This window comes from Rhodococcus sp. 3258, from assembly GCF_031456475.1.
Lineage (GTDB): Bacteria > Actinomycetota > Actinomycetes > Mycobacteriales > Mycobacteriaceae > Rhodococcoides > Rhodococcoides fascians.
The window spans coordinates 470,337-492,048 of the sequence record NZ_JAVDUT010000003.1; the positions used below are offsets into that span (position 1 = coordinate 470,337).

A 21,712-nucleotide genomic window follows, 5' to 3' on the forward strand; every position below is an offset into this window, starting at 1 on the left:
GTCGAGGTGGGCAGGTCAGACCCGGTCGAGCACCGGATCGGTTGCGTTGGCCGGATCGGTCAGATCGCGATCCCGAGTTTCCGGTGCGAAGGTTGCGGCGACGAGCACCGAGACGGCCATGATCATCATGTAGACCGCGACCGGGACCCAGGATCCGGAGAACGCGGTGATCAGTGCGGCGCACAGCAGAGGAGCGATTCCGCCGCCGAAGACGGACGCGAACTCCCGGCCGAGAGTGACTCCGGCGTACCGGTATCGAGCCCCGAAGATCTCGGGGAAGTAGCTCATCGTGACACCCACGGCCCCCTGGCACGCCAGGATGAATCCGATGATCATCACCAGGGTGATCAGTACGTGCGAACCGGTGCTGAGAGCCATGAACGTGGGAACCGGAAGAACGACGAGCAGGCCGACGATACCGATGTACACGGGCTTACGACCCACCTTGTCCGACAACCATCCGAAGCCCCAGGCCGCGATGCCGCCGCAGATTGCGCCGATGAGCAGAACCTTGGGTATGAACGTGGGATCGACGCCGATGTCGTTCTTCATGTAGGAGGCCATGAACACCTGGTACGTGTAGGACTGAGCGCTGATGCCGACGGTCATGAACATGACGATGAACAGCGGTCGCTTGCCGTTGGTGAACACCTCTTTCACCGGCGCCTTGGGTCGCTCCTGTGCCGCCTTCAGTTCCTGGAACACCGGTGACTCGTTGAGCTTGCGTCTGATGATGAACGCGGCCACGGTGACCAGGATGCTGCTCAGAAACACCATCCGCCAGCCCCAGGACATGAGCTGGTCGTCGGGAAGCAACTGGGCGAGGATCCAGGCGATTGCTCCGAGAGCGGTGCCGAGCGCCGCGCCGGTCATGACAAGAGCGGCCAATCTGCCACGCTTTCCGATCGCGGCCGTTTCCGTCAGAAGCGTTGCGCCACCTGATTGTTCGGCACCAGCGCCAAAGCCCTGGAAGAATCGGCACAGGACCAGCAACACCGGGGCCAGTAGTCCCACCTGCTCGAACGTCGGCAGCAGACCGATGGCCATGGTCGCGCCGCCCATCAGCATCAGCGTGGCGACCAGAACCCACTTGCGACCGAGCCGGTCACCGTAGCGTGAGAAGAACAGTCCACCCAGTGGCCGGGCGAGGAATCCGACGGCGTACGCGCTGAAGCTGGCGATGATGCCGGCCGCCGGAGAGATGTTGGGAAAGAACAACTTGTTGAAGATCAGCGCGGACGCCGTGCCGTAGATGACGAAGTCGTACTGTTCGAGTGTGGTTCCGATGAGGCCGGCCCACGCTGCGCGTCGTACGGCGGAAGGATCATGTTGGGCCGGAGCGATTCTGGGAGAATCTGACGGTTCTGTGGTCGTGTCCATGGTTGTCCTCGGGTGAGTTTCGGCCTCGGCCGAACGAAGGAAGGAGAATGAGTCAGTCGAGTGTGGTCCGGGATGCCGTGACGACGGGGCGGTGCGAAGAACTCGCCGCTTCGACGGCTGCGGCCATCGGACCGTGACGAACAACAGTATCCATCAATTCTGCTGTGCGTGTGATGAATTCGGGAAACTGCGCCAACTCGATGGGGAGTATGTCGCCGCGTTCGAGAACCGAGCGGACGAAATCCTCACTGGACGCTGCCGAAGCGGCAAGTCCTGCCAAACGCGCACGTGCAGGGTCGGCCATCGCATGCGCATGCGGGCCCGGGTCGAAACCGTCGGGCGGGCACACGCAGCAGAGATAGGCGGCGATGGTCAAGGAAAGGTGTTGCGGTACAACACCGTTTCGTAGGTGGTGGAGCGCTGGGTCCGGGATCCTCTGCGCGAGCTTCGCCGAGCCGTCCGAACCGACCTGCGCGGTCTTGTGCCCCAGAGCGGAGTTGGACCACCGCACGAACAGCTGGGCGATGTAGTCGTCGATATCCACCCCGTCCGGAACGGGCACGGTCGGGAGGTATTCGTCGACCAACACCGCTCGAGCTGCGGCCTCCACGAACGGGCGACCGATCGAGTCCGGAATTGTCGCGCGACCGTCGAGTGCGCCGAGATAGGCAATGAGAGAGTGGGTTCCGTTGAGCAGTCGAACCTTCATCAGTTCGTACGGTTCGACATCCTCGGTGAACACGGCACCACCGGCTTCCCAGCGGGGACGTCCTGCGGCGAACTCGTCCTCCATCACCCACATCGTGAACGGCTCCGCCGGCACGGCAATGGTGTCCACAGCGCCCAGCTCGGCGGTGGACTCGGCGTCGTACAACGCACTGCTGGACGGAACGATGCGATCGACCATGGAGTTGGGGAACGTCACCGCCGCCGCCAGCCACTCGAGCACGTCGTCCGCACCGCAACGGTCCAAGAACCGACGCACGAGTGCAGCGGTGCGATCACCGTTCCCCAACAGGTTGTCACAGCTGGCCACGGTGATGGGAGCCCCGTGCGTTCGTGCCCGCATCGCCAGAGCCCTCGCGAGCTGCCCCACCGTGGTCGTCGGCGTTTCCGGCCGCTGCAGGTCCTGTTGCACTGCAGTCGATTCGAGGTCGAGGGAGCCCGTCCGGGACGACAGCGTGTAGCCCAACTCGGTGACGGTGATCGTCACGATTCGGACGTCCTCGTCCGCAATGGCCCGTACGACGGCGGCGGGGTCGTCGGCGGCGACCATGGCTCCCGTGTGCGCTCCGGGCACGCTCACCCTCGAACCCGACGGCGATATCTCGACGACGCCGTAGAGCAGTTCCTGAGCGAGCATGGCGTCGACAATCGTGCGAGATCTGTTCGCTACGCCCAGAATCCCCCACGAACCGCCGTCCTGCGCCAGTGCCGCAGCGGTGTAAACGGCCTGATGCGCGCGATGGAAGTTGCCCAGCCCCAGATGGACGATCCCGGTGCCGTCCGGTCGTGCCGGGACGACGCCCGAGCGAGCGAGTGCCGAACGAGTCAGTCTGGATTCGCTCATCTCGTCACCAGTCCGTCATCGAGCCGTCGAGGCGGCGAGCGACCGGGAGATACGCGGGCTCGTACGGGTACCGCGCCGCCAACGACTCGTCCATGTCGACGCCCAGGCCGGGGGCGTCACCGGGGGTCAGGTAGCCGTCGGCGAACGACCATGCGTGTGGGAACACCTCGTCCACCAGTGGGTCGTAGCCCATGAATTCCTGAATGCCGAAGTTCGGAGTGGCCATTCCGAGGTGCACGCTCGCGGCGAGGGTGATCGGCGAGACGTCGGAGGGCCCGTGCGGTCCGCAACGAACCTGGTGTACCTCGGCCAGCGAGAAGATCTTTCGGACATGACTGATACCGCCGGCATGCGCGATGGCCACCCGAATGAAATCGATCAGCTTCTCGGAGATCAATTGCTGGCAGTCCCAGATGGTGTTGAACACTTCACCGATCGCGAGCGGGGTCGTGGTGTGGTGACGCACCAGCCGCAGGGCGGTCTGATCCTCGGCGGTGGTGACGTCCTCGAGCCAGAACAGATCGACGTCCTCGAGCGACTTGCCCAGTCGCGCTGCCTGTTGCGGTGTCAGTCGGTGGTGCGCATCGTGCAACAGCTTGAGCTCGGATCCCACGTGGTCACGCACCGCTGCGAGCACCCCGGGAACGTGATTGAGATACGCATCGGTATCCCAGACCTCTTCGACCGGAAAGGCACCACGGCCTGCGGGTTCGTATCCCTGCGCGCCTCGGTGCACTCCGTACACGGACTCCAGGCCGGGAACACCCGATTGGGCCCGCACGGCGCGAAAACCCTGTGCTCGACGACGATCGACGGAATCGATCAATTCCGACGTGCCCCAGCCGGTGGCGTGGGTGTACGAGAGAATGCGGTCGCGGACGGCTCCACCGAGCAGCTGGTAGACCGGTTGCCCGAGGGATTTGCCCTTGATGTCCCACAAGGCGAGATCGACGGCGCCGATCGCGGCCATCGTCACCGGCCCACGGCGCCAGTAGACACCGCGATAGAGGTACTGCCAGGTGTCCTCGATGCGTGCGGGATCTCGGCCGATGAGAAGCGGCGCGACATGATCTCGCAGGTACGACGCCACCGCGAGTTCTCTGCCGTTCAAGGTCGCGTCGCCGTAGCCGACGACGCCGTCTGCGGTGGTCACTTTCAGCGTGACGTAATTGCGAGTAGGGCTGCAGACGATGACGTCGGCAGCAACGATCGTGTCGGTCACGAGTGCTCTGCCTTCTCCGTGAAGTTCTCTCCGGCAACGACATCGGTCAACGGTTCACGCGCGGCGAGTCGACCGATGTTGGCGGTGATGTCGTCGACCCGACCCTCGAAGGTTTCGCGTGTGATCCCGGAAGAATGAGGTGTCATCAGGATGTTGGGCAGCGTGTGGAACGGATGCCGCGAGGGAGCACCGATGCCGTCGGCCGACGGGTAGTCGTACCAGACGTCGATGGCGGCGCTGCCGAGCGATCCGGCGGACAGGGCGTCGAACAGTGCATCCTGCTGCACGAGGGGGCCGCGGCCGACGTTGATCAGCACGCCGTCCGGTCCGAGAGCTGCAAGTTCGGTGTCGCCGATCATGCCGGTCGTGCGCTCGTTCAGTGGTGCGGACACCACGACGACATCTGCTTCGGTCATCAGGTCGGACAGACGATCGGTCGCTGCGGCCCAGGCCAATCCGTTCTCGGCAGCGTTCACCGATCCGCTTCCTGTGACCGCGATGCCCCGGCAACCGAAGGCCCGCAGCAACTGCCACGACTGCGCGCCGATATGACCGAAGCCCACGAATCCCACCGTTGCCGAACCCAGCGAAGTCGACTGCCGAAGCGTCCGGTCGTACACCGGCGACGCCCACCGATCCTCACGCATGAGGCGGTCCTGGCCGAGAAACCCGCGCCGAAGCACGACGGCGGTGGCTACGACGTATTCGGCAATCGAGCGTTCGTGGTGAAAAGTGTTGGCCACCAATGTCCGAGCGCTCAGGTCGTCGAAGGAAACGCCGTCCGTGCCTGCCCCCGCAACGTGCACCAGCTGCAGATCGGGTGCCGCCTCCGCCAGAACGGCCGGGAACTTTCCGCCGACATACACGGTCGCATCGGCGATGTCCGCGACGAGTGCATCGACGTCGAACTTCTCGTGCCACGACAGCTCGATATCGGAGGCGACTCGGCTCTCGAAGCGGCCACGATGCGGTAGGAGGTTGGAATCTGCGATGACGACCTTCATTTCGAGTCGTCCTTTCCTGGTGCGAGAGTGCGAATCCGAGCGGGCCCCGATGAGCCGCGGACCACGAGTTGGGTAGGGAGGTGGATGGTTCTGGGCGACGACTCCGGTTCGGCTGCCCGCTGGAACACCAGATCGGAGGACACCAGACCTGCACGGCCCATCGGAACGTTGATACTCGTCAGAGCGGGATGCGCGAGTTCGGCCAGGGGCGAATCGTCGATGCCGATGACGCTGAGGTCTTCCGGTACTGCCAGGCCCATCGACCGGACCCCGTTCATGACGCCGATGGCCATGGGGTCGTTGTGGGTCATGACCGCGGTCGCACCCGTGGCGACGACGCTGGCAGCCGCAGCATGGCCGCCGGCCAAGGTCTCCTGCTGCCACCCCAGTACATCGAGCACGATTCCTCGTGCTGCGCAGAACTGTTCGACGGCGTCGACGCGTCGCTCGTTGGACCACGATTGCGGTGATCCCTGGACGTACGCGAGATGCGTGTGACCGAGAGCTGCCAGGTAATCGACGGCCTGCCGGATACCGTCCTCGGAATCGGCCACGACACAATCGCATTCGCTGGAGGATCGGTTGACCAGCACCAGCGGTGTGTCGCCCGCCAGCTGCACGATGTCCTCGGCCGGTAGTCGTGGAGCACAGACGATCAGAGCGTCGACTCGGCCCTGCAGGTCACCGATCACTTCACGCTCACGGTCTGCGCTTCCGTCGGTGTCGGTGAGGACGATGGTCTGTCTGCGATGCCAGCCCTGTGCTTGCGCGGACTTGACGAAGCTGGCGAAGACGGTGTGGCCGATGTCGGGTACCACGACTGCGACCGTCGTCGCCGAGACGCGGGTGTCGGAGGAGCGCCCCGAGGCCGCGACATAGCCGATCTGGTCGGCGACGGCGATGATCCGAGCCAACGTGTCCGCCCCGATTCGATCCGGGTTGCTGAAGGCGCGCGATGCCGTCGACAGCGACACACCTGCTCGTTGTGCGACCTGCGTGAGCGTGGGTGCCACGGTTCACCTCCTGAGTTCTTTGTGATGCCGAGCACAACGATGACAGAAGTTGCGCAATATTGTCAACGGTTTGCCAATAGAGGCCCGGGCGTACCGGGTCCGCGGTTTGACACACTCGACTGCGACCACGTCCGCACAGAGGGAGACTCACCTTGCGCACCTTTACGCACCCCCAGACCGGCACAACCGTGTCGAGCATCGTCCTCGGGTTCATGCGCATCCTCGACCTGGACGACGACAGGATTCGCAGGTTGGTCGACACCGCCCTGGACGTGGGAGTGACCGTCTTCGATCACGCCGACATCTACGGCGGCAGACCCCACGGGTGCGAGGAGCGCTTCGGACAAGCGGTGACACTCACTCCGTCGCAGCGTGAGCGCGTCAGCATTCAGAGCAAGGTCGGCATTCGCGACGGCTATTTCGACTTCTCGGAAGACCACATCGTGTCGACCGTCGAGGGTTCGCTCTCGGCTCTCGGCGTCGATCATCTCGACACCCTGCTGCTGCATCGACCGGACAGCCTGGTCGAGCCCGACGAGGTCGCGGCGGCATTCGACACACTGCACACGTCGGGCAAAGTGCTCGGTTTCGGCGTCTCCAATCACACTCCCGGTCAGATCGAATTGCTCGAAACAGCAGTCACACAACCACTTCTGTTCGACCAAGTGCAGTTGAGCGTCGTCCATTCACCGCTGATCGCTGCGGGCCTGACCGCCAACATCGGCGCGCTGGACCAGTCGGTGGATCGTGACAACGGGTTGCTCGACTACGCGAGGGCACGGGGCATCACCGTGCAAGCGTGGTCGCCACTCCAGAGCGGGGCCTCGTCGGGTGTGTTCGTCGGAGATCGCGAAAACTACCCGGCCCTCAACGATGCGCTCGACGACATTGCCACCCGATACGACACGACACCGGCTGCGATAGCGGTCGCGTGGATAACACGCCACCCGGCCGACATTCAGGTGGTCCTGGGGACCACCACGCCGGATCGGATAGTAGAGGCCGCTACGGGGTCGGACATCCGCCTGACCAGGGCGGAATGGTACGGCCTGTTCCGCGCAGCGGGTCACACACTCCCCTGATGCCGGGCATCGAACTGCGTTACCTTGCCGTTACCAAGTAGCGATGAATCCGTGATGTTGCAGGCTCGGTTCGGTGATGTTGCGCTGTCAGGATTACGGGACAGCGTGCACCGGAACCTGCAGCCCTCGGGTTCCACACCGAGCACGCCGGTTCGATAGGCCACCCGAACTGAGAGGTTCGCACCGTGACTGTTTCCGATTTCACCGATGTTCGCTCCACCGCCCCCGCCCGACGCCACTCGATCGGTATCGAGTCCTACTCCCCCGATCTGACCGTTGTTCGCGCCGTCGGCGAGCTGGACATGAGTGCACGAGCAGATTTGGTGAACGCCCTCGACGGTGCCCTACGGGGCAATGCAGTTGTGCTGCTGGACTTGTCGGCGGTGGACTTCATGTACTCGGGTGCCGCGAGCGTGATCGTCGATGCTGTCGAACGTTCCGACGGACGCGTCGAGGTCTTCGCTCCTACCCGGCCGGCCCGCCGGGTGCTCGATGCGGTGGGTGCGAGCTTCATCGGGGAAGATCCCTCCGCGCGCTGATTCGCAAGGTTTGCGTGCCGGTACAACCGGCAAACCTCGTGTGGACAGCGACTCCAGTCGGTAACGACCGTGAATCGTCTCGAGAACTGGGGCGGCTTTGGTTTTGCCGCAATGGGTCCTCTTCACACGAGGCAAGGATCGACAATGTCCGACCAGTTCACCAAGAGCGACCCCACCACTGCTTTCTCCATGCCCGATCGGGACGACCAGCCCGAGCTCGAGCATCCGGGATTGACTCGCGACATGGTCACCGCACCGGATCACGGCGAGAAGTCGTACCGGGGTTCGGATCGGTTGCACGGCGGAAAAGCGTTGATCACCGGTGGTGATTCCGGGATCGGACGAGCGGTGGCGCTGGCATTCGCGCGAGAAGGTGCCGATGTCGTCATTGCTCATCTCGAATCCGAGGGCCCCGATGCCCAAGCGACCGTCGACCTGATCGAAGCCGCTGGACGGTCGGGCCGAGCGATCGCCTGCGACCTCACCGACGAAACGCAGTGCACCAAGTTGGTCGACACTGCCGTCGAGGTTCTCGGAGGCCTCGACATCGTCGTCAACAACGCCGCGTTCCAGATGGCCCAGATGGGCGGCATCGCCGATATCACCACCGACCAGTTCGACCGTGTGCTCAAGACCAACTTGTACGCCTTGTTCTGGATTTCGAAGCACGCCGCCGCCGTCATGGGTGCGGGCTCCACCATCATCAACACCACCTCGATTCAGGCATCGAATCCGTCGCCGGAGTTGCTGGACTACGCCACCACCAAGGCAGGCATCGTCGCTTTTACCAAGGGCCTGGCCGGCGACCTCGCCGGCCGTGGCATTCGAGTCAATGCCGTTGCGCCCGGACCTATTTGGACTCCCCTTATTCCTGCGACCATGCCTGCCGAGAAGTACGGCGAGTTCGGCGAGACGGTTCCGTTGGGCCGCCCGGGCCAGCCCGCGGAGTTGGCTCCGGCCTACGTCTTCCTGGCCTCGAACGAGTCCAGCTACATCACAGGCGAGACCATTGCGGTCACCGGGGGCACCCCGTTCAACTGATCTCGGGGTCTTCGGACTTCGACACCCGCCACGCCAACAGCACCCCGTCTCCTTCGGGTCGCCGCCATGGCAGGAAGAGCGCCACAGCGATCGCGCATGCCATGGCGGCCCCGACGGTGACGAACGACGCCAGCTGAAATCCCTCCAGAGACGCGGCTTTCATCGCATACACGAGCTCCGCCTTCTGCGTCGCGAAGATCGGGTTGGTCGGCGCTTTGACGATTTCGATGACGCTGACGACGGTCTCACGGGCAAAGGCCTTCTGGTAGGGCTCCATGATTGAGTCGGGAATGGCGTCGATTCGGGGGCCCACTTTCGTGGTGTAGATCGACGCGACGATCGAGCCCAGCACCGCGACGCCGAGAGTTCCACCCACCTCACGGGTGGTGTCGTTCACCGCCGAGCCCGCACCTGCTTCGTCGAGCGTCACCGACGACATGATGGATTCGGTGGCCGGGCCTTGCACGATCGCCAACCCGAGGCCCATCAAGATCATCGAGACGACGACCGGTCCCAGGTACGGGGTTTCGACCTCGACCTGGCCGGCAATGAACATGCCGATGCTCATCACGACGAGTCCGAAGACGATGACGGCTGTCGTTCCTATTCGCTGCGCGATCAGTGTGGCGAGTGGTGCCCCGACCGCGATGGATACCGCGAACGGCAGTGAATGAACGCCGAACTGCAACGGCGTCAACTCCATGACACCCTGAAAATACTGGGTGATCATGAACAGGAAGCCGAACATACTGAAGTACCCCACAGCAATGGCCAAGGCGGGCAGCGAGAATCGTCTGATTCGGAACAGATTCAGGTCCAGTACCGGAGACGGTGTTCGCAACTCCCACCACACGAACGCGGCAAGCGCGACGCATCCCGCGGTGTAGGCTCCGATGCTCGCCGGTGACAACCAACCGTTGTGCGGCGCTTCGATGATCGCCCACACCACGACCGTGATGCCCGTCAAGGACAGCACGATTCCGACAGGGTCGTACTTGCCCACATGTTCGGCCCTCGACTCCGGAACGCAGGCCAGTGCGGCCACCAGAACGAGCAGGGCAACCGGAACATTGATCCAGAACACCGAATGCCACGAGAAGTGCTCGAGCAGAAAGCCGCCCGCTGTCGGACCGATGGCGATGGCGAAACCTGCCATCGCCGTCCACGCTGCGATGGCCAGCGCTCGCTCTTTGGCGTCGGTGAAGATATTGATGATGAGAGCCAACGTGGCCGGAAAGACTGCCGCCGCACAGACTCCCATCGCGGCGCGGGCGGCGACGACCTGCCCGAGGTCGGCGGCGACCGCGCCGCCCACCGACATCAGCGCAATGCCCGCCAGGCCGATGATCATCACCTTCTTGCGCCCGTATCGGTCTCCGAGGTGGCCGAAAGCGAGAAGCAATCCCGCGAACGTCAGCGTGTAGGCGTCGACCACCCACTGCAAGCCGCTGATGTCGGCGCGTAGCTTTAGCCCCATCGACGGCAGGGCGACGTTGACGACGGTGTTGTCCAGTACGACGAGCAGCTCCGCTGCGCAGATCACGAGTAGAGCCAGATATCGGCCGCGAAGCTTCGTACCCTCTACGCGGTGTCGAGAAGTGGTGAGTGACGGCATGAGATTCCCTCCGGCTATGACGGATGACATAGTTCCTGAAGGGAAAGTAACTGTAACTCGGCGTTATAGCAATAGTCGCTATCGGTAACTCTGCCCGCCCGCTGCGTCCAGGACCGCGTCGAGCAGAGCCAACAACTCCCCCTCGGTCCGATCCAGCGCGGTGGTCGATCGCTGCGCTTTCGCCACGATCAGCGCACCCTCGATCGCCGATATGGAGAACGTCGCGAGCGCCTGGGCCCGCTCTCTCGTCAACCCGTGCTGCCAGAGCGATGCGGCGATCGTGTCTTCCCACGACGAGAACGACTCCCCGGCCGCGGTGACGGCACCGGGGGCGTTCGCCCCCTCGAGTGCGGCAGGAGCAATGGGGCAACCGGACACGAAATCGGTGCTCGACAGTTCACTGCGAAAGCCCTCGATGATCGCGCGCACCGTCGCCGCCGGCCCGACCTGGGCCAACCCCTCGGAGATCATTGCCCCCATCGCCGCGCCGGCCGTTCGCGTGGCCTCCTCGACCAGTTGAGGCTTGCCCCGTGGAAAGTGGTGATAGATCGAGCCTCTCGGCGCACCTGCGTGCTCGATGACGTCGGCCAACGAAGTCGCTTCGACTCCGCGCTGCCGAAACAACTGCGCCGCACTGCGCAGCATGTCCTCACGAGCACTGCTTCGATTCGCCATCCATCACCTTTCCGAACACGATCATTGACGTGACACCGAGTTACATCTACAGTCGCGTGTGACTATGACGGCAATCATATCCCGTCACGCTATCGCTGAACCGGAGTCACGCCATGCCCACCGAGACCGACGTCGTCGAACTGAGCACCCCGCTCCCACTTCCCTGCGGGCAGACCCTTCCGAACCGCGTGATGAAAGCGGCCTTGAGCGAGGGCCTTGGGACTGCCGAGCACGCGCCCGATACCCGGCTCGAAACGCTGTACCGCCGTTGGGGCGCGGGTGGCTACGGATTGGTGGTGACCGGCAACGTGATGGTCGACCGATCTCACCTGGGCGAACCCGGCAACGTCGTCATCGAAGACGACCGCGACCACGATGCGCTGGCGCGCTGGGCGAAATCGACCTCCGACGGTGGCGTCCCCATCTGGGTGCAGCTCAATCACCCTGGAAGACAGGCCAATCCGATCGTCACCCGTGCCACGCCCGTCGCCCCGTCTGCCATCGCGTCCGGCGTACCCGGCCTACCGACACCGCGTGCGTTGAGCGAGAACGAGATTCGAGACATCATCGACAGGTTCGCCCTGGCCGCGTCGGTAGCGGAGGCGGCCGGCTTCGATGGTGTGCAGCTCCACGGTGCCCACGGATACCTGGTGTCCCAGTTTCTCTCACCACTGTCGAACCGACGCGAGGACGCGTGGGGCGGAGACCTCGACGGCAGGATGCGATTCGTTCTTCACGTCGTGCGCGCCATCAGAGCGGCCGTGTCCCCCGGCTTTGCAGTGGGAATCAAACTGAACTCCGCAGACTTCCAGCGCGGCGGATTCAGCGAAGAGGAATCTCGCATCACCGTCGAGCATCTCGTCGAGGAAGCGATCGATCTGATCGAAATCAGTGGCGGCAGTTACGAATCACCCGCGATGATGGGCACCTCCAGCACTCGCGATCGCGAAGCCTACTTCCTGGAATACGCCCACACGGTGCGCGAGGCAGCCGGGAGCGTTCCACTTGCAGTGACCGGTGGTTTCCGCACCCGCTCGGTGATGAGTGCGGCCGTACGATCGGGAGAGTGCGACGTCGTCGGTCTCGGTCGCCCGACTGCTCTCGCCCCGGCAGTAGCCCGTTCACTGGTCGACGGCTCACTGGATCGGGTCGAGACTCCGCTCGTCGCGTTGCGAGTTCCGTCGAAAGCTGGTGCTTTCAAACAGATCAACGGCGCTCTGGACTTGCAGTGGCACACCGACCAACTGCAGCTCATCGGCGATGGAAAGCAACCCGATTCGGGACGCCCCGCCTGGCGAACAGCGATAGCAATGGTGCAGCGCAACGGCTGGGACGCGTTTCGCAGTCGGCGCGCCGGGGGCACCACGACAGCGTCCGCCGCAGCCGCGAAGTTCCGCCGGGAGCGGTGGATCGGAAAGCACGTCGCCAACCCGCTCGTGAACGGGCTGACGTCGGTCGGATTCAGAACATCGTTGGTCACCGACATCGAGACCGTGGGCCGTCGGTCCGGTCTGCGCCGACAGGTACCGGTCTCTGCGTCGTTCGACCGGGCAGGAGCGTGGGTGATCTCCCAGCACGGAACCAGGTCCGGTTGGGGAGCCAACATCGGCGACGAGCCGCGTATCAGGATTCGCGTCGGCGATCGGTGGCGAGCGGGCACAGCTACGTTCGTACCCGAGGATGACGTCAGTGCGCGAGCGCGTACCTTTTCCGCGAACCCACTGTTCAGGCGGCTCATCGGCGCAGGTTTTCGCGCCCTCCAGACCGACCCGATATCTGTGCGGATCGATTTCACCGATTGACAGGATGAGTGCTCGACGGTGGATCGTCGCACGACGCATAATGACCTGATGGCACCGATACCCACGGGCACGCTGCGCGAGACCGAGACCGGCTACGCCCTCGAGCTGAGCAGAACCGTCGCCGCGTCACGAGAGGACGTGTGGGCCAGCCTCACCGAATCCTCTCGGACCGCGTTGTGGTTCGGGCCCTGGGAACGAGTGACGGACGACAGCATCCGCGTCACCATGATCTTCGAGGACGGCGAACCCGTCGCCGACATGGCAATCGACGCCTGCGAGCCGCCCCAACGACTGGCCGTCCGTATGTCAGACGAGGGCGGCTGGCCGCTCGAGGTCAGGCTCACCGAGAAGGGCCGCGACACACTCGTCGTGTTGACCCACGGCCTCGACAGCACGGACGGCATCGGCGACATAGGTCCGGGCTGGGAGTACTACCTGGACATGCTGATCGCATCCAGGGACGCCGCACCGCTGCCGAGCTTCGACGACTACTACCCCGCACAGCAGGAGTACTACTCGTCTCTGCGGCCGGAATGACGTCAGTGATTGCGTAGCGCCTCGATCAGCTCTTTCTTGTTCAGCTTGGAGTAGCCCTCCAGGCCGATCTCCTTCGCTCGATCGGTCAGTTCGTCGACGGTCCAGTCCTCGTACGATCCGGACTCGCCGCCCTTCTTGCCTACGTTCTTCCTGCCCTCGTTGGCCGCGGCATTCGAGATGCGCGCCGACTTCTCCTTCGAGTTTCCTTCGTCACGGAGCTTCTCGTACAGATCCTGATCCTTGAGCTGGGGCTGGTCATCGTTGGTGGGCATGCTGGTCCTCCGTTCGATCGTTTGTACTGATACAACTACCCGGTGCTCCCGCCGGCAAACACACGTGCCTTCTGTCGCTGTGGGGTAGAACAACGAAAGCTGGGTACCTTCGGGACATGCCATACCTGGATCGTGTCGCGGACGTGTTCGTATTGAATCTCGGCACTCGCGACGTCGAGGACACCGAGAACCGGATGGGGCCGGATTGGGTGGCCGAGGTCAACGCTCTGCTCGACGAGGTAGAAGCCAGTAGTGGCCCGACTGCACTGGTCACGACGGCCACCGGCAAGTACTTCTCCACCGGAGTCGACTTGTCCTGGGGTGCCGAGAACCTGGACCAGATCAACCGGTTCATCGGAACGGTGCAGGAACTGCTGGTGCGGTTCTTGACCCTCCCGATGCAGACGGTGGCGGCTATGCAGGGGCACACCTACGGGGGTGCCGCATTTTTCGTCATGGCACACGACTACCGCGTCATGCGCTCCGATCGCGGCTTCCTGTGCTTTCCTGGCGTCAACATCGGTGCCACCTACAGCCCGGGAACAGTCGACATGGTCCGAGCCAAGCTCGCACCGCACACGTTCCACGAAGCACTGACCTCGGGCCGACGCTACGGCGGAGTGGACGCAGCCGCCCTCGGCTTGGTGGACGCAGTGTCCACCGAGGATCGGCTGCGTGACGACGCACTCTCGCGGGCAACGGATTTGATCGGAACCCGCGGCCCCGTACTCGGCGAAATCAAGCGCACGATGTACGCGAGCGAGATACGTTCGCTGTCCACCCCGGTCGCCGGTGTGGACGAAATGGAATGGGCCGCGACCTGATTCTCGCTCGCTGCCGCTTACGCGTCGGCGACCAGCGGAGCGACCTCGGTACCGAGTAGCTCGATGCCGCGCAACAGATCACCGTGGGCGAGACGCGGATTGGTCATCTGCAGCGACAGTCGATCCACACCGCCGAGTTGCTCGCTTACCCGAACGATCTTGTCGGCGACGGTTTTCGGGTCTCCCATGAAGAACGCACCGTTGGGTCCCGACGTGGCGTCGAACTGCTGTCGACTCGGCCGAGCGAACCCGCGCTCGCGAGAGATCTTGGTGAACATCTCGTTCCAGCCCGGGTAGATGGTGTCGGCTGCCGCCTCGGTGGTGTCGGCGACGAATCCGAACACGTGCAATCCGACTTTCAGCTTCTCCGGCGGGTGACCCGCTTGCGCGCCCGCGCGTCGATACAGGTCGACGAGCGGCGCGAACTGGCGCGGTTCTCCACCGATGATGGCGATCATCAGGGGTAGGCCCAGAAGCCCTGCACGAGCGAACGATTCGGGGGTTCCGCCGACACCGACCCAGATGGGTAGCGGATCCTGCAGCGGACGAGGATAGATCCCCTGACGGTTCAGCGCCGGCCGGTGCTTGCCGGACCACGTGATCTCCTCGTTGTCGCGAATCTGCAGCAGGAGATCCAGCTTCTCGGCGAACAAGGAGTCGTAATCGGCCAAGTCGAGTCCGAACAGTGGGAAAGACTCGGTGAACGAGCCTCGGCCGACCACCAAATCGATCCGGCCCTTCGAGATCAGGTCGAGAGTGGCGAACTCCTGGAACACTCGCACCGGATCGTCGGCACTGAGTACCTTGACCGCGCTGCCGAGCCGGATGTTCTCGGTGCGCGCGGCTGCTGCGGCCAGAATGATCGACGGAGCGGAGTCGTAGTACTCGCTGCGATGGTGCTCACCGATGCCGAACGAGTAGAGACCGACCTGATCCGCGAGGGCGATCTCCTCGAGTAGGTGCCCCATCCTCTCCTCCGGCGCGATGACGCGGCCGTCGGTCGGATCGGTCACGGAAGAGACGAAGCTGTCTACGCCCAGGTGCATTGGGTACCTCTCGATTCGGGATGGACGAACCCATCAGCGTCGATGAAGGTTCAATTATTCCAGTGGACGGTGGGCAGAAAACTACTACTCTCCCCGACGCTTCGCCTCATCCGCCGCGAAGTACATCCGCTGACTTGCACCGAAGCCGACCGACACAACGCGTCACGCATGAGCTGTTATCGTGCGTGGGCGTTGGTTTTCGATGGCCGTGCTGGTCATCGGATCGTAAGAGGGAATCCGGTGAAAACCCGGAACTGCCCCGCAGCGGTGAGTGGAAACGACCGCGGTCATCGAGCACTGGGATTCGTCCCGGGAAGCGACCGCCAGTAGGAGTCGTCCGAGAAGGTGGTCGGATGGCGTGTCCGCGAGTCCGAAGACCTGCCACCGCGGCTGCGCCGCCGGCGTGGTCGCCTGTCGATCCCGAGGGACACGGTCGACGAGGTCGTCGTTCGCGCTGCGCGGATTCGCCTCGGAAGCCGTGCTTTTCGCAGGTCGCCAGGTCAGGGATCAGCGGAGAAAGTTGCGCATGCAGTCCAGATCGGTCCTGCCCCTCACTGTGCTCGCCGCCGCGATCTGGGCGGTGTCTGCACTCTCGGCACTGATGTTCGGGGCCGCGCACATCCCGGCAACCGACGCGATGGGCTACCTGTGGGCACAGCTGTCGGGCGGCACGATCGCCGTCAGCGATGTCCCCGACTACCGCATCGTCGTCGATTCTCGGCTGCCTCGGGTGTTGCTGGCGACGGTCATCGGAGCAGGTCTGGCTGTGGTCGGACTGGTGGTGCAGGCGATGGTGCGCAACGCACTCGCAGATCCCTACGTTCTCGGAATCTCGTCGGGTGCATCGGTAGGCGCGACGTCGGTGGTCCTGTTCGGCACCTTCGGTGCCCTGGGCATCTACGCGCTCTCGAGCGCAGCGTTCCTCGGCGCACTCGCCGCTACCGCCCTCGTGTATCTGATGGCACGCTCCCCGGTAGGGCTGGTGCCACTGCGCCTGGTCCTGACGGGTACCGCGTTGGGTTACGGATTCTCTGCAATGACCACCGTGCTGATCTTCCTGGCACCTCAGGGCGACGGCGCTCGGAGTGTGATGTTCTGGTTGCTCGGCAGCCTCGCCGGTGCCACCTGGGCCAGCGTCCCGCTGGCCGCCGCAGTCACCGTGGCCGGAGTCGCCGCGACCGCTCTGACGGCACGCAGACTCAACGCGCTGTCGATGGGAGACGAAGTCAGCGCGGCACTGGGCTTGAAGGCGGCACGGCTAAGGCTGACTCTCTTCGTGACATCAGCGGCGATGACGGGGTGCTACGTGTCGATCTGTGGCGCCGTGGGATTCGTGGGTCTGGTCGTCCCTCACGTGGCACGCTTACTGGTCGGTGCCGACCACAGCAGGCTTGTCGTGATCACCCCGGTCCTGGGTGCGGCTTTCCTCGTCACCGCAGATCTGGTGTCCCGAACGGTTCTACCGCCGCAAGAGCTGCCTTTGGGGGCGATCACCGCGGCAGTCGGAGTTCCGGCGTTCGTGCTGCTGATGCGTCGCCGCGGCGCGATGATCGGCGACCGTTGATGCGCGTCGACTACGACGACGTCGCAGTCGATATCGGCGGCACCCGCATCATCGACGACATCACCATGAGCCTGGACGCCGGCAGCATCGTCGGCATCGTCGGCGCGAACGGGAGCGGCAAGTCGACACTGCTGCGGTGTCTGTATCGAGCGACCGAGCCCTCGACCGGACGCATCGAGGTAGGTGGCCGTGACATCACCGCAATCACCATGCGAGAGAACGCACGTCAGGTCGCAGCACTCACCCAGGACTCCTCGATGCTTTTCGACTTCACCGCACGCGAGGTCGTCGCCACCGGACGTCTTCCACACAACGGCGCTTTCGGACGCAACCGCACCCGCGACGACGACGCGTGCGCTCGTGCCTCGACCGTCGCCGACGTGGAACATCTGTTGGACCGATCGTTCCTGTCCCTGTCCGGAGGCGAACGCCAACGCGTTCTGATCGCACGGGCTTTCGCCCAGCAACCGAACGTACTCGTGCTCGACGAACCCACCAATCACCTCGATATACGACACCAATACGCAGTGCTGAGCGGCGCTGCGAGCCTGCAGATCACCGTGATCGCCGCGCTTCACGATCTGAACATCGCCGCCCAATTCTGCGACCGCTTGGTCGTACTTCACGCCGGCCGCATCGTCTGTGCGGGTTCACCCGACGAAGTCGTGACCGAGAATGTGCTCTCGACCTGGTTCGGGATCGGCGGACACATCGTCACCCACCCACGCCTGGGAATTCCCCAGGTTCTCTTCGACGACAAGGACACTCGATGACCCACCTCTTTCGCCGGCCTCGCACGATCGCCATTGCCGCGACCGCCGTTGCGGCACTGGTCAGTTCGTGCGGAGCCCAGGTCGACACAGCCACCGAGCAGGGTGGCGATCAGGTGACGGTCACCAACTGCGGCGAGCCGCTGACCGTGACCGGTACCCCACAGCGGGTACTGACCAACGACACCGGCATCACCGAGATGATGTTCGCCCTCGGCCTCGCCGACCGCCTCGTCGGATACACCAGCTACCCGGGCAAGGAGCGAGACATCGACTCCTCGCCGTGGAAGAGCGACTTCGACGCGGCACCGGAACTGGCCGACGCCTTCACCCGTGAGGTGATTCAGTCGGCGAACCCGGACTTCGTTTTCGCCGGCTGGAATTATGGCTACAAGGAGTCGACCGGTGTGACTCCCGATTGGATTCGCAGCATAGGCGCAGTTCCCTACCAACTCACCGAAGCATGCCGGCAACCCGGCAGTACTGCACGCGGAGTCATGGAGCCCCTCGACGCGCTCTACACCGACCTACGAAACCTCGGCGACCTCTTCGGAGTTCGTGACCGGGCCGACCGACTCGTCACCGACTACGAGAACCAGATCGGTGCCGCGAACGCCGGGGCTCCGGACGGCCGAGACCCGGCGCGGGTGTTCCTGTTCGACAGCGCCGATCCCGAGCCCTTCACCTCCGGCCGCACCGCAGCTCCGTCGCAGATCATCCGAGAAGCCGGTGGCAGCAACATCTTCGACGACCTCGACGATTCCTGGACCACCGCGTCCTGGGAAGCCGCAGCCCAACGGAACCCCGAGTTCATCGTCATCGTCGATTACGGTGCCGGACCGTCGAATTCGGTGGACGCCAAGATCGCGCAACTACCTGCACAGCCACTGATGTCCGGCACCACCGCCGTACGTGAGAACAACATCATTGCCCTCCCCTACGCAGCGCTCGTCGAAGGACCACGCAACCCCGCCGCCGTCACCACGGTGGCGGACTTCCTCCGATCCAAGGGCCGCTGACCGCCCACAGAAACCGGCGGCAGCGATACCTCGGCAAGTTGCGGCTACCGAGGCCCAAATCCAGTGCAGACGCTCAGTCTTCGATCGTCACAATCGGAGAAGCCTGCTGCACGGTGAACGAGTTCCACGGCAAAGTCGCGAGGACGTCGGACAGCCCGGGATAGTCGGAGACCCACGCTGTGGTCGGGTCGACGCCTTCGGTTACGCACGATGCGAGCGCGACATAGGTGCCGGCCGGGATATCGGTGACGTGTTGGGTGCTGATTCCGATCTGGCCCCCGTCGTCGGTCGAATACAGCGACTGGCCGTTACCGACGACCTCCCACACCGGCGGCAGCACTCCGCCCGGTGCGGGAGCCAACGATGTGCCGCAGGCCAAGTCGCTACCGGAGTTGTTGGTGATCGTGTTGGTCACCGTCGATCCGTCGACCTCGAACGCATACGTCACGTCTGTCGATTGCGCCGCTGATGCCGTCGCTGGAAACGCCGCTAGTGCTGGCGCACAAAGTAGCGCTCCGATCAGAATCCGACTGGTCGATCGCATGGCAATCCTCCTGGCTCGCGTGAACTATGTCCGAGTTGCCAGTCTGCATCAAAAAATACCGATCAGCATCTTTCGAACCGAATGCAGCCGAACGGGGCGAGAAACAGGGTCGAGAACCGTTGTGTCCGTGTAATTTTGCAGATCCCTACCGGCCGTCGCTCAACGCTTCGCTTCGGCGCGCTTCTTGATGTATGCGTTCCGAACGCACAGGACGCGCCGGAGATACAGCTTGCCTGGAATATCCAGGATCGCAGCGCCGAGTCGTCCGCCACCGAATTCGACCGACATGATGTCGACCATCTGCGTCTGACCCCGGCGTGCGAGAAAGAAATGCTCGTGGCGCATCGAGGCAAAGGGTCCGGTGACCTGCTCGTCCACGAAATATCTCGCGGGCTCGTACTCGGTGATGCGGCTGGTCAAGGTGAACCACACACCGAGATGCCTGGAGCGAATATGGATTTCATCGCCCAAACGAAGAGCACTCCGCTTCGAACCGACTCGCACACTCTCTCCGTACGCTCCCTGAGACTCGGCGTGAACGATTGCATCCGACTCCAGATCGAACACGTCAGCGGGGTTCGCCGCGATCGAAGTCGTGAGCCTGATGGTGAACGCCACGGGCACAGCTTTGCAGGTCGGTGGCAGGGTTGGCCGATGAGCTGATGGCACCGCTGTCGATCGGTGGCGAGGCCCTCACGTTCGCCACTCAGGTCGGCCACAGTAATTTCGCCCATTGGGTCGACGGTGCTCGAACCGCAATGTTCGATGCGCTCCTGAAGGACGGGCCGGGTTTCGACGAACCTGACAGCCCCTGGCGAGATCGCATGCGTGAAGTTGGCGATGACCCCGACGGCGAGGGTCCGATGCCCGACGGCCTGTTTCACACGCTGGAGGTCTACATAGCAATGATCGTCAACCACACTGGAATCGATCTGACGCAAGAGCTGTTGCGCAGCGGACAGTTTCAGGTCGGCGACTCCCTCGAATAGCGGAAGGCTCAGCCGAGTACAGCCGGCTGTTGCCAGATGTCGAGGGCTGAGCGCGACCCGAAGGGGTGTGGTGGCCGGCCGAGTTGCTGACGGTTTCTCCCTGCCGCTCGACTGGAACCGAGCACTCAGCGGCGGAGACAGTCGAGTGGGTTGACGACGCGGGCTACCGAACAAAAATGCCCGTTCACCAACTTCTGGTGAACGGGCATTTCGTTGTGCGCCACCAGGGATTCGAACCCCGGACCCGCTGTACGAGAGATAACAATTCAAATGGATGCACTCGCGTCCATCATCGGCCCGTTGAGCTGGGTGTTCGGCGAATCGAGTGGCCATCGGCGTCCGCGTGAATCCATCCGAATCCGCCGCAAAGTGATGAGTAAGAGATGACCTCCGTCGACCTACTCCCGGTCCACCGGGGTCCCGTATGGTCCGTCAACGTCTAAACGGACCGCCGTGGACATACGACCCCACCTTGTGTCAAAGTGATGAGCTCCCTCGTGCTAGAACGCGACCCGAATCAGGAGACGCCGTACCGGCTACGCACCCGACGCCCGAGCGCGGCGATATCAATCTCGCCGCGAACAAACGCATCCTGGTCCGCGCGGGTCGCCTCGGTACTGCGAGCACCCCCGAGAGCACTGTTGATACGAGCAGCATCGATAGCCCGCACACGATCCACTGACGGTCGTCCTATCGACAATCGACACCTCCTAAACTCCAACCCAGACTACTGCTGCGCAGGCCAGCGGAGGCGCTACCCGAACGCGAAAAAGCGAGCCGACCTCACGACTCTGTGGGGGGTGAGCGAAAGGCCGTCCCCAAGTACCTTCCTGGCTTCGTTCGAGACCCATACAGCCGAGCCAGTCCGGCCGAGGCCGCGCCCATCATGTCGGCCGTCACGACGAAAAAGCACGTGACCGTCGTAAGGAGGGAGCCGGAGTAGGCCCGCCTCTCCCCGCGGACGCGACAGCGCGCTCGACTGACACGCGGTCAGCGGCCATGAACCGCAATAAAATCTTTGAGTGTGCGAGGCGATGTGCCAGGTGCAGCATGGGTAGCTACGAGCCGCCAGCAATGCGACGAGATCTAAAATCCAGGTTTACCAGTAGACGTTCAAATGTGTTGTGTTGCCGCGATTTCACCACGACTGTGTTAGATCCTTGAACGTTGCAATCAGCAACGGGCGCGGCCAATGCTCGTTCCG

The 21,712-nt window shown here is 63.6% G+C and carries 22 protein-coding genes and 1 riboswitch; of the genes, 10 read left to right on the top strand and 12 right to left on the bottom strand.

What is annotated here, in order from left to right:
- Positions 1-15 precede the first annotated feature (15 nt).
- Genes J2X62_RS13060 through J2X62_RS13080 form a run of 5 tightly spaced genes read right to left on the bottom strand, consistent with a single transcriptional unit; the run spans position 16 to position 6,189 of the window.
- Complete coding sequence (locus tag J2X62_RS13060) at positions 16-1,380, bottom strand: MFS transporter (protein WP_204857314.1); 1,365 nt, start codon at positions 1,378-1,380, stop codon at positions 16-18.
- A 52-nt stretch (positions 1,381-1,432) separates the two neighbouring features.
- The gene (locus J2X62_RS13065) at positions 1,433-2,950 is read right to left on the bottom strand and encodes a mannitol dehydrogenase family protein (protein WP_310181079.1); all 1,518 of its coding nucleotides are present in this window, start codon (positions 2,948-2,950) and stop codon (positions 1,433-1,435) included.
- Between the two features lie 4 nt (positions 2,951-2,954).
- The gene (gene manD, locus J2X62_RS13070; RefSeq protein WP_310181081.1) at positions 2,955-4,172 is read right to left on the bottom strand and encodes a D-mannonate dehydratase ManD; all 1,218 of its coding nucleotides are present in this window, start codon (positions 4,170-4,172) and stop codon (positions 2,955-2,957) included.
- Positions 4,169-5,176: a 2-hydroxyacid dehydrogenase gene (locus J2X62_RS13075; protein ID WP_283549295.1), complete on the bottom strand. Its 1,008-nt coding sequence runs from the start codon at positions 5,174-5,176 to the stop codon at positions 4,169-4,171. Before J2X62_RS13075 ends, manD begins: the two co-directional genes overlap by 4 nt.
- Entirely contained in the window at positions 5,173-6,189 is a 1,017-nt protein-coding gene (locus J2X62_RS13080) for a LacI family DNA-binding transcriptional regulator (protein ID WP_027497635.1), read from the bottom strand. The genes J2X62_RS13075 and J2X62_RS13080 overlap by 4 nt, the downstream gene beginning before the upstream one ends.
- Before the next feature lie 152 nt (positions 6,190-6,341).
- Between J2X62_RS13080 and J2X62_RS13085 the strand changes: the two genes are divergently transcribed.
- The 3 genes from J2X62_RS13085 to J2X62_RS13095 all read left to right on the top strand — a co-directional run bounded on the left by J2X62_RS13085 (position 6,342) and on the right by J2X62_RS13095 (position 8,851).
- The gene (locus tag J2X62_RS13085) at positions 6,342-7,271 is read left to right on the top strand and encodes an aldo/keto reductase (RefSeq protein ID WP_310181085.1); all 930 of its coding nucleotides are present in this window, start codon (positions 6,342-6,344) and stop codon (positions 7,269-7,271) included.
- A gap of 185 nt (positions 7,272-7,456) precedes the next feature.
- Positions 7,457-7,810 (top strand): STAS domain-containing protein, encoded by a 354-nt coding sequence (locus J2X62_RS13090; RefSeq protein WP_027497637.1) that lies wholly within the window; start codon positions 7,457-7,459, stop codon positions 7,808-7,810.
- Positions 7,811-7,954: 144 nt separating this feature from the next.
- On the top strand, positions 7,955-8,851 hold the full coding sequence (locus tag J2X62_RS13095; RefSeq protein WP_310181087.1) for an SDR family oxidoreductase: 897 nt from the start codon (positions 7,955-7,957) through the stop codon (positions 8,849-8,851).
- Here the strand turns inward: J2X62_RS13095 and J2X62_RS13100 are convergent.
- Together J2X62_RS13100 and J2X62_RS13105 are read right to left on the bottom strand one after the other, a co-directional pair.
- Positions 8,844-10,466, bottom strand: coding sequence for an MFS transporter (locus J2X62_RS13100; protein WP_310181089.1), 1,623 nt, complete (start codon positions 10,464-10,466; stop codon positions 8,844-8,846). The genes J2X62_RS13095 and J2X62_RS13100 overlap by 8 nt on opposite strands.
- Positions 10,467-10,544: 78 nt before the next feature.
- On the bottom strand, positions 10,545-11,141 hold the full coding sequence (locus J2X62_RS13105; protein WP_230073914.1) for a TetR/AcrR family transcriptional regulator: 597 nt from the start codon (positions 11,139-11,141) through the stop codon (positions 10,545-10,547).
- 113 nt (positions 11,142-11,254) lie between these two features.
- On the opposite strand from J2X62_RS13105, the gene J2X62_RS13110 reads away from it, so the two are divergent.
- Together J2X62_RS13110 and J2X62_RS13115 are read left to right on the top strand one after the other, a co-directional pair.
- The gene (locus J2X62_RS13110) at positions 11,255-12,943 is read left to right on the top strand and encodes a nitroreductase family deazaflavin-dependent oxidoreductase (protein ID WP_045841311.1); all 1,689 of its coding nucleotides are present in this window, start codon (positions 11,255-11,257) and stop codon (positions 12,941-12,943) included.
- Between the two features lie 48 nt (positions 12,944-12,991).
- Positions 12,992-13,480 carry an SRPBCC family protein gene (locus J2X62_RS13115; RefSeq protein WP_037146609.1) on the top strand — a complete coding sequence of 163 codons (489 nt, stop codon included), beginning with the start codon at positions 12,992-12,994 and terminating at the stop codon, positions 13,478-13,480.
- 2 nt (positions 13,481-13,482) lie between these two features.
- Here J2X62_RS13115 and J2X62_RS13120 read toward each other — a convergent pair whose 3' ends face one another.
- Positions 13,483-13,752, bottom strand: a complete 270-nt coding sequence (locus J2X62_RS13120; protein WP_027497643.1) for a Rho termination factor N-terminal domain-containing protein — start codon at positions 13,750-13,752, stop codon at positions 13,483-13,485.
- A gap of 116 nt (positions 13,753-13,868) precedes the next feature.
- Here J2X62_RS13120 and J2X62_RS13125 point away from each other — a divergent pair, with 116 nt between their 5' ends.
- Positions 13,869-14,576 carry an enoyl-CoA hydratase-related protein gene (locus J2X62_RS13125; RefSeq protein WP_310181094.1) on the top strand — a complete coding sequence of 236 codons (708 nt, stop codon included), beginning with the start codon at positions 13,869-13,871 and terminating at the stop codon, positions 14,574-14,576.
- A gap of 17 nt (positions 14,577-14,593) precedes the next feature.
- Here the strand turns inward: J2X62_RS13125 and J2X62_RS13130 are convergent, their stop codons facing one another.
- The gene (locus J2X62_RS13130) at positions 14,594-15,622 is read right to left on the bottom strand and encodes an LLM class flavin-dependent oxidoreductase (RefSeq protein ID WP_032368247.1); all 1,029 of its coding nucleotides are present in this window, start codon (positions 15,620-15,622) and stop codon (positions 14,594-14,596) included.
- 176 nt (positions 15,623-15,798) lie between these two features.
- Positions 15,799-16,023, top strand: a riboswitch (cobalamin riboswitch).
- A 125-nt stretch (positions 16,024-16,148) separates the two neighbouring features.
- On the opposite strand from J2X62_RS13130, the gene J2X62_RS13135 reads away from it, so the two are divergent.
- The 3 genes from J2X62_RS13135 to J2X62_RS13145 are packed head-to-tail and all read left to right on the top strand — an operon-like array spanning position 16,149 to position 18,975.
- Positions 16,149-17,186, top strand: a complete 1,038-nt coding sequence (locus J2X62_RS13135; protein ID WP_310181096.1) for an iron ABC transporter permease — start codon at positions 16,149-16,151, stop codon at positions 17,184-17,186.
- A complete protein-coding gene (locus tag J2X62_RS13140) occupies positions 17,186-17,959 on the top strand; it encodes an ABC transporter ATP-binding protein (RefSeq protein WP_310181098.1) in 774 nt (257 codons plus the stop codon). Before J2X62_RS13135 ends, J2X62_RS13140 begins: the two co-directional genes overlap by 1 nt.
- The gene (locus tag J2X62_RS13145; RefSeq protein ID WP_310181099.1) at positions 17,956-18,975 is read left to right on the top strand and encodes an ABC transporter substrate-binding protein; all 1,020 of its coding nucleotides are present in this window, start codon (positions 17,956-17,958) and stop codon (positions 18,973-18,975) included. The genes J2X62_RS13140 and J2X62_RS13145 overlap by 4 nt, the downstream gene beginning before the upstream one ends.
- 73 nt (positions 18,976-19,048) lie before the next feature.
- On the opposite strand, the gene J2X62_RS13150 is transcribed toward J2X62_RS13145, so the two are convergent.
- Both J2X62_RS13150 and J2X62_RS13155 read right to left on the bottom strand, forming a co-directional pair.
- Positions 19,049-19,423 carry a hypothetical protein gene (locus J2X62_RS13150; protein ID WP_310181100.1) on the bottom strand — a complete coding sequence of 125 codons (375 nt, stop codon included), beginning with the start codon at positions 19,421-19,423 and terminating at the stop codon, positions 19,049-19,051.
- 255 nt (positions 19,424-19,678) lie between these two features.
- The gene (locus J2X62_RS13155) at positions 19,679-19,990 is read right to left on the bottom strand and encodes a hypothetical protein (RefSeq protein ID WP_310181101.1); all 312 of its coding nucleotides are present in this window, start codon (positions 19,988-19,990) and stop codon (positions 19,679-19,681) included.
- Positions 19,991-20,166: 176 nt separating this feature from the next.
- On the opposite strand from J2X62_RS13155, the gene J2X62_RS13160 reads away from it, so the two are divergent.
- Entirely contained in the window at positions 20,167-20,508 is a 342-nt protein-coding gene (locus J2X62_RS13160; RefSeq protein WP_310181103.1) for a DUF6461 domain-containing protein, read from the top strand.
- A gap of 517 nt (positions 20,509-21,025) precedes the next feature.
- On the opposite strand, the gene J2X62_RS13165 is transcribed toward J2X62_RS13160, so the two are convergent.
- The gene (locus J2X62_RS13165) at positions 21,026-21,187 is read right to left on the bottom strand and encodes a hypothetical protein (RefSeq protein ID WP_397517586.1); all 162 of its coding nucleotides are present in this window, start codon (positions 21,185-21,187) and stop codon (positions 21,026-21,028) included.
- Between the last annotated feature and the right edge of the window lie 525 nt (positions 21,188-21,712).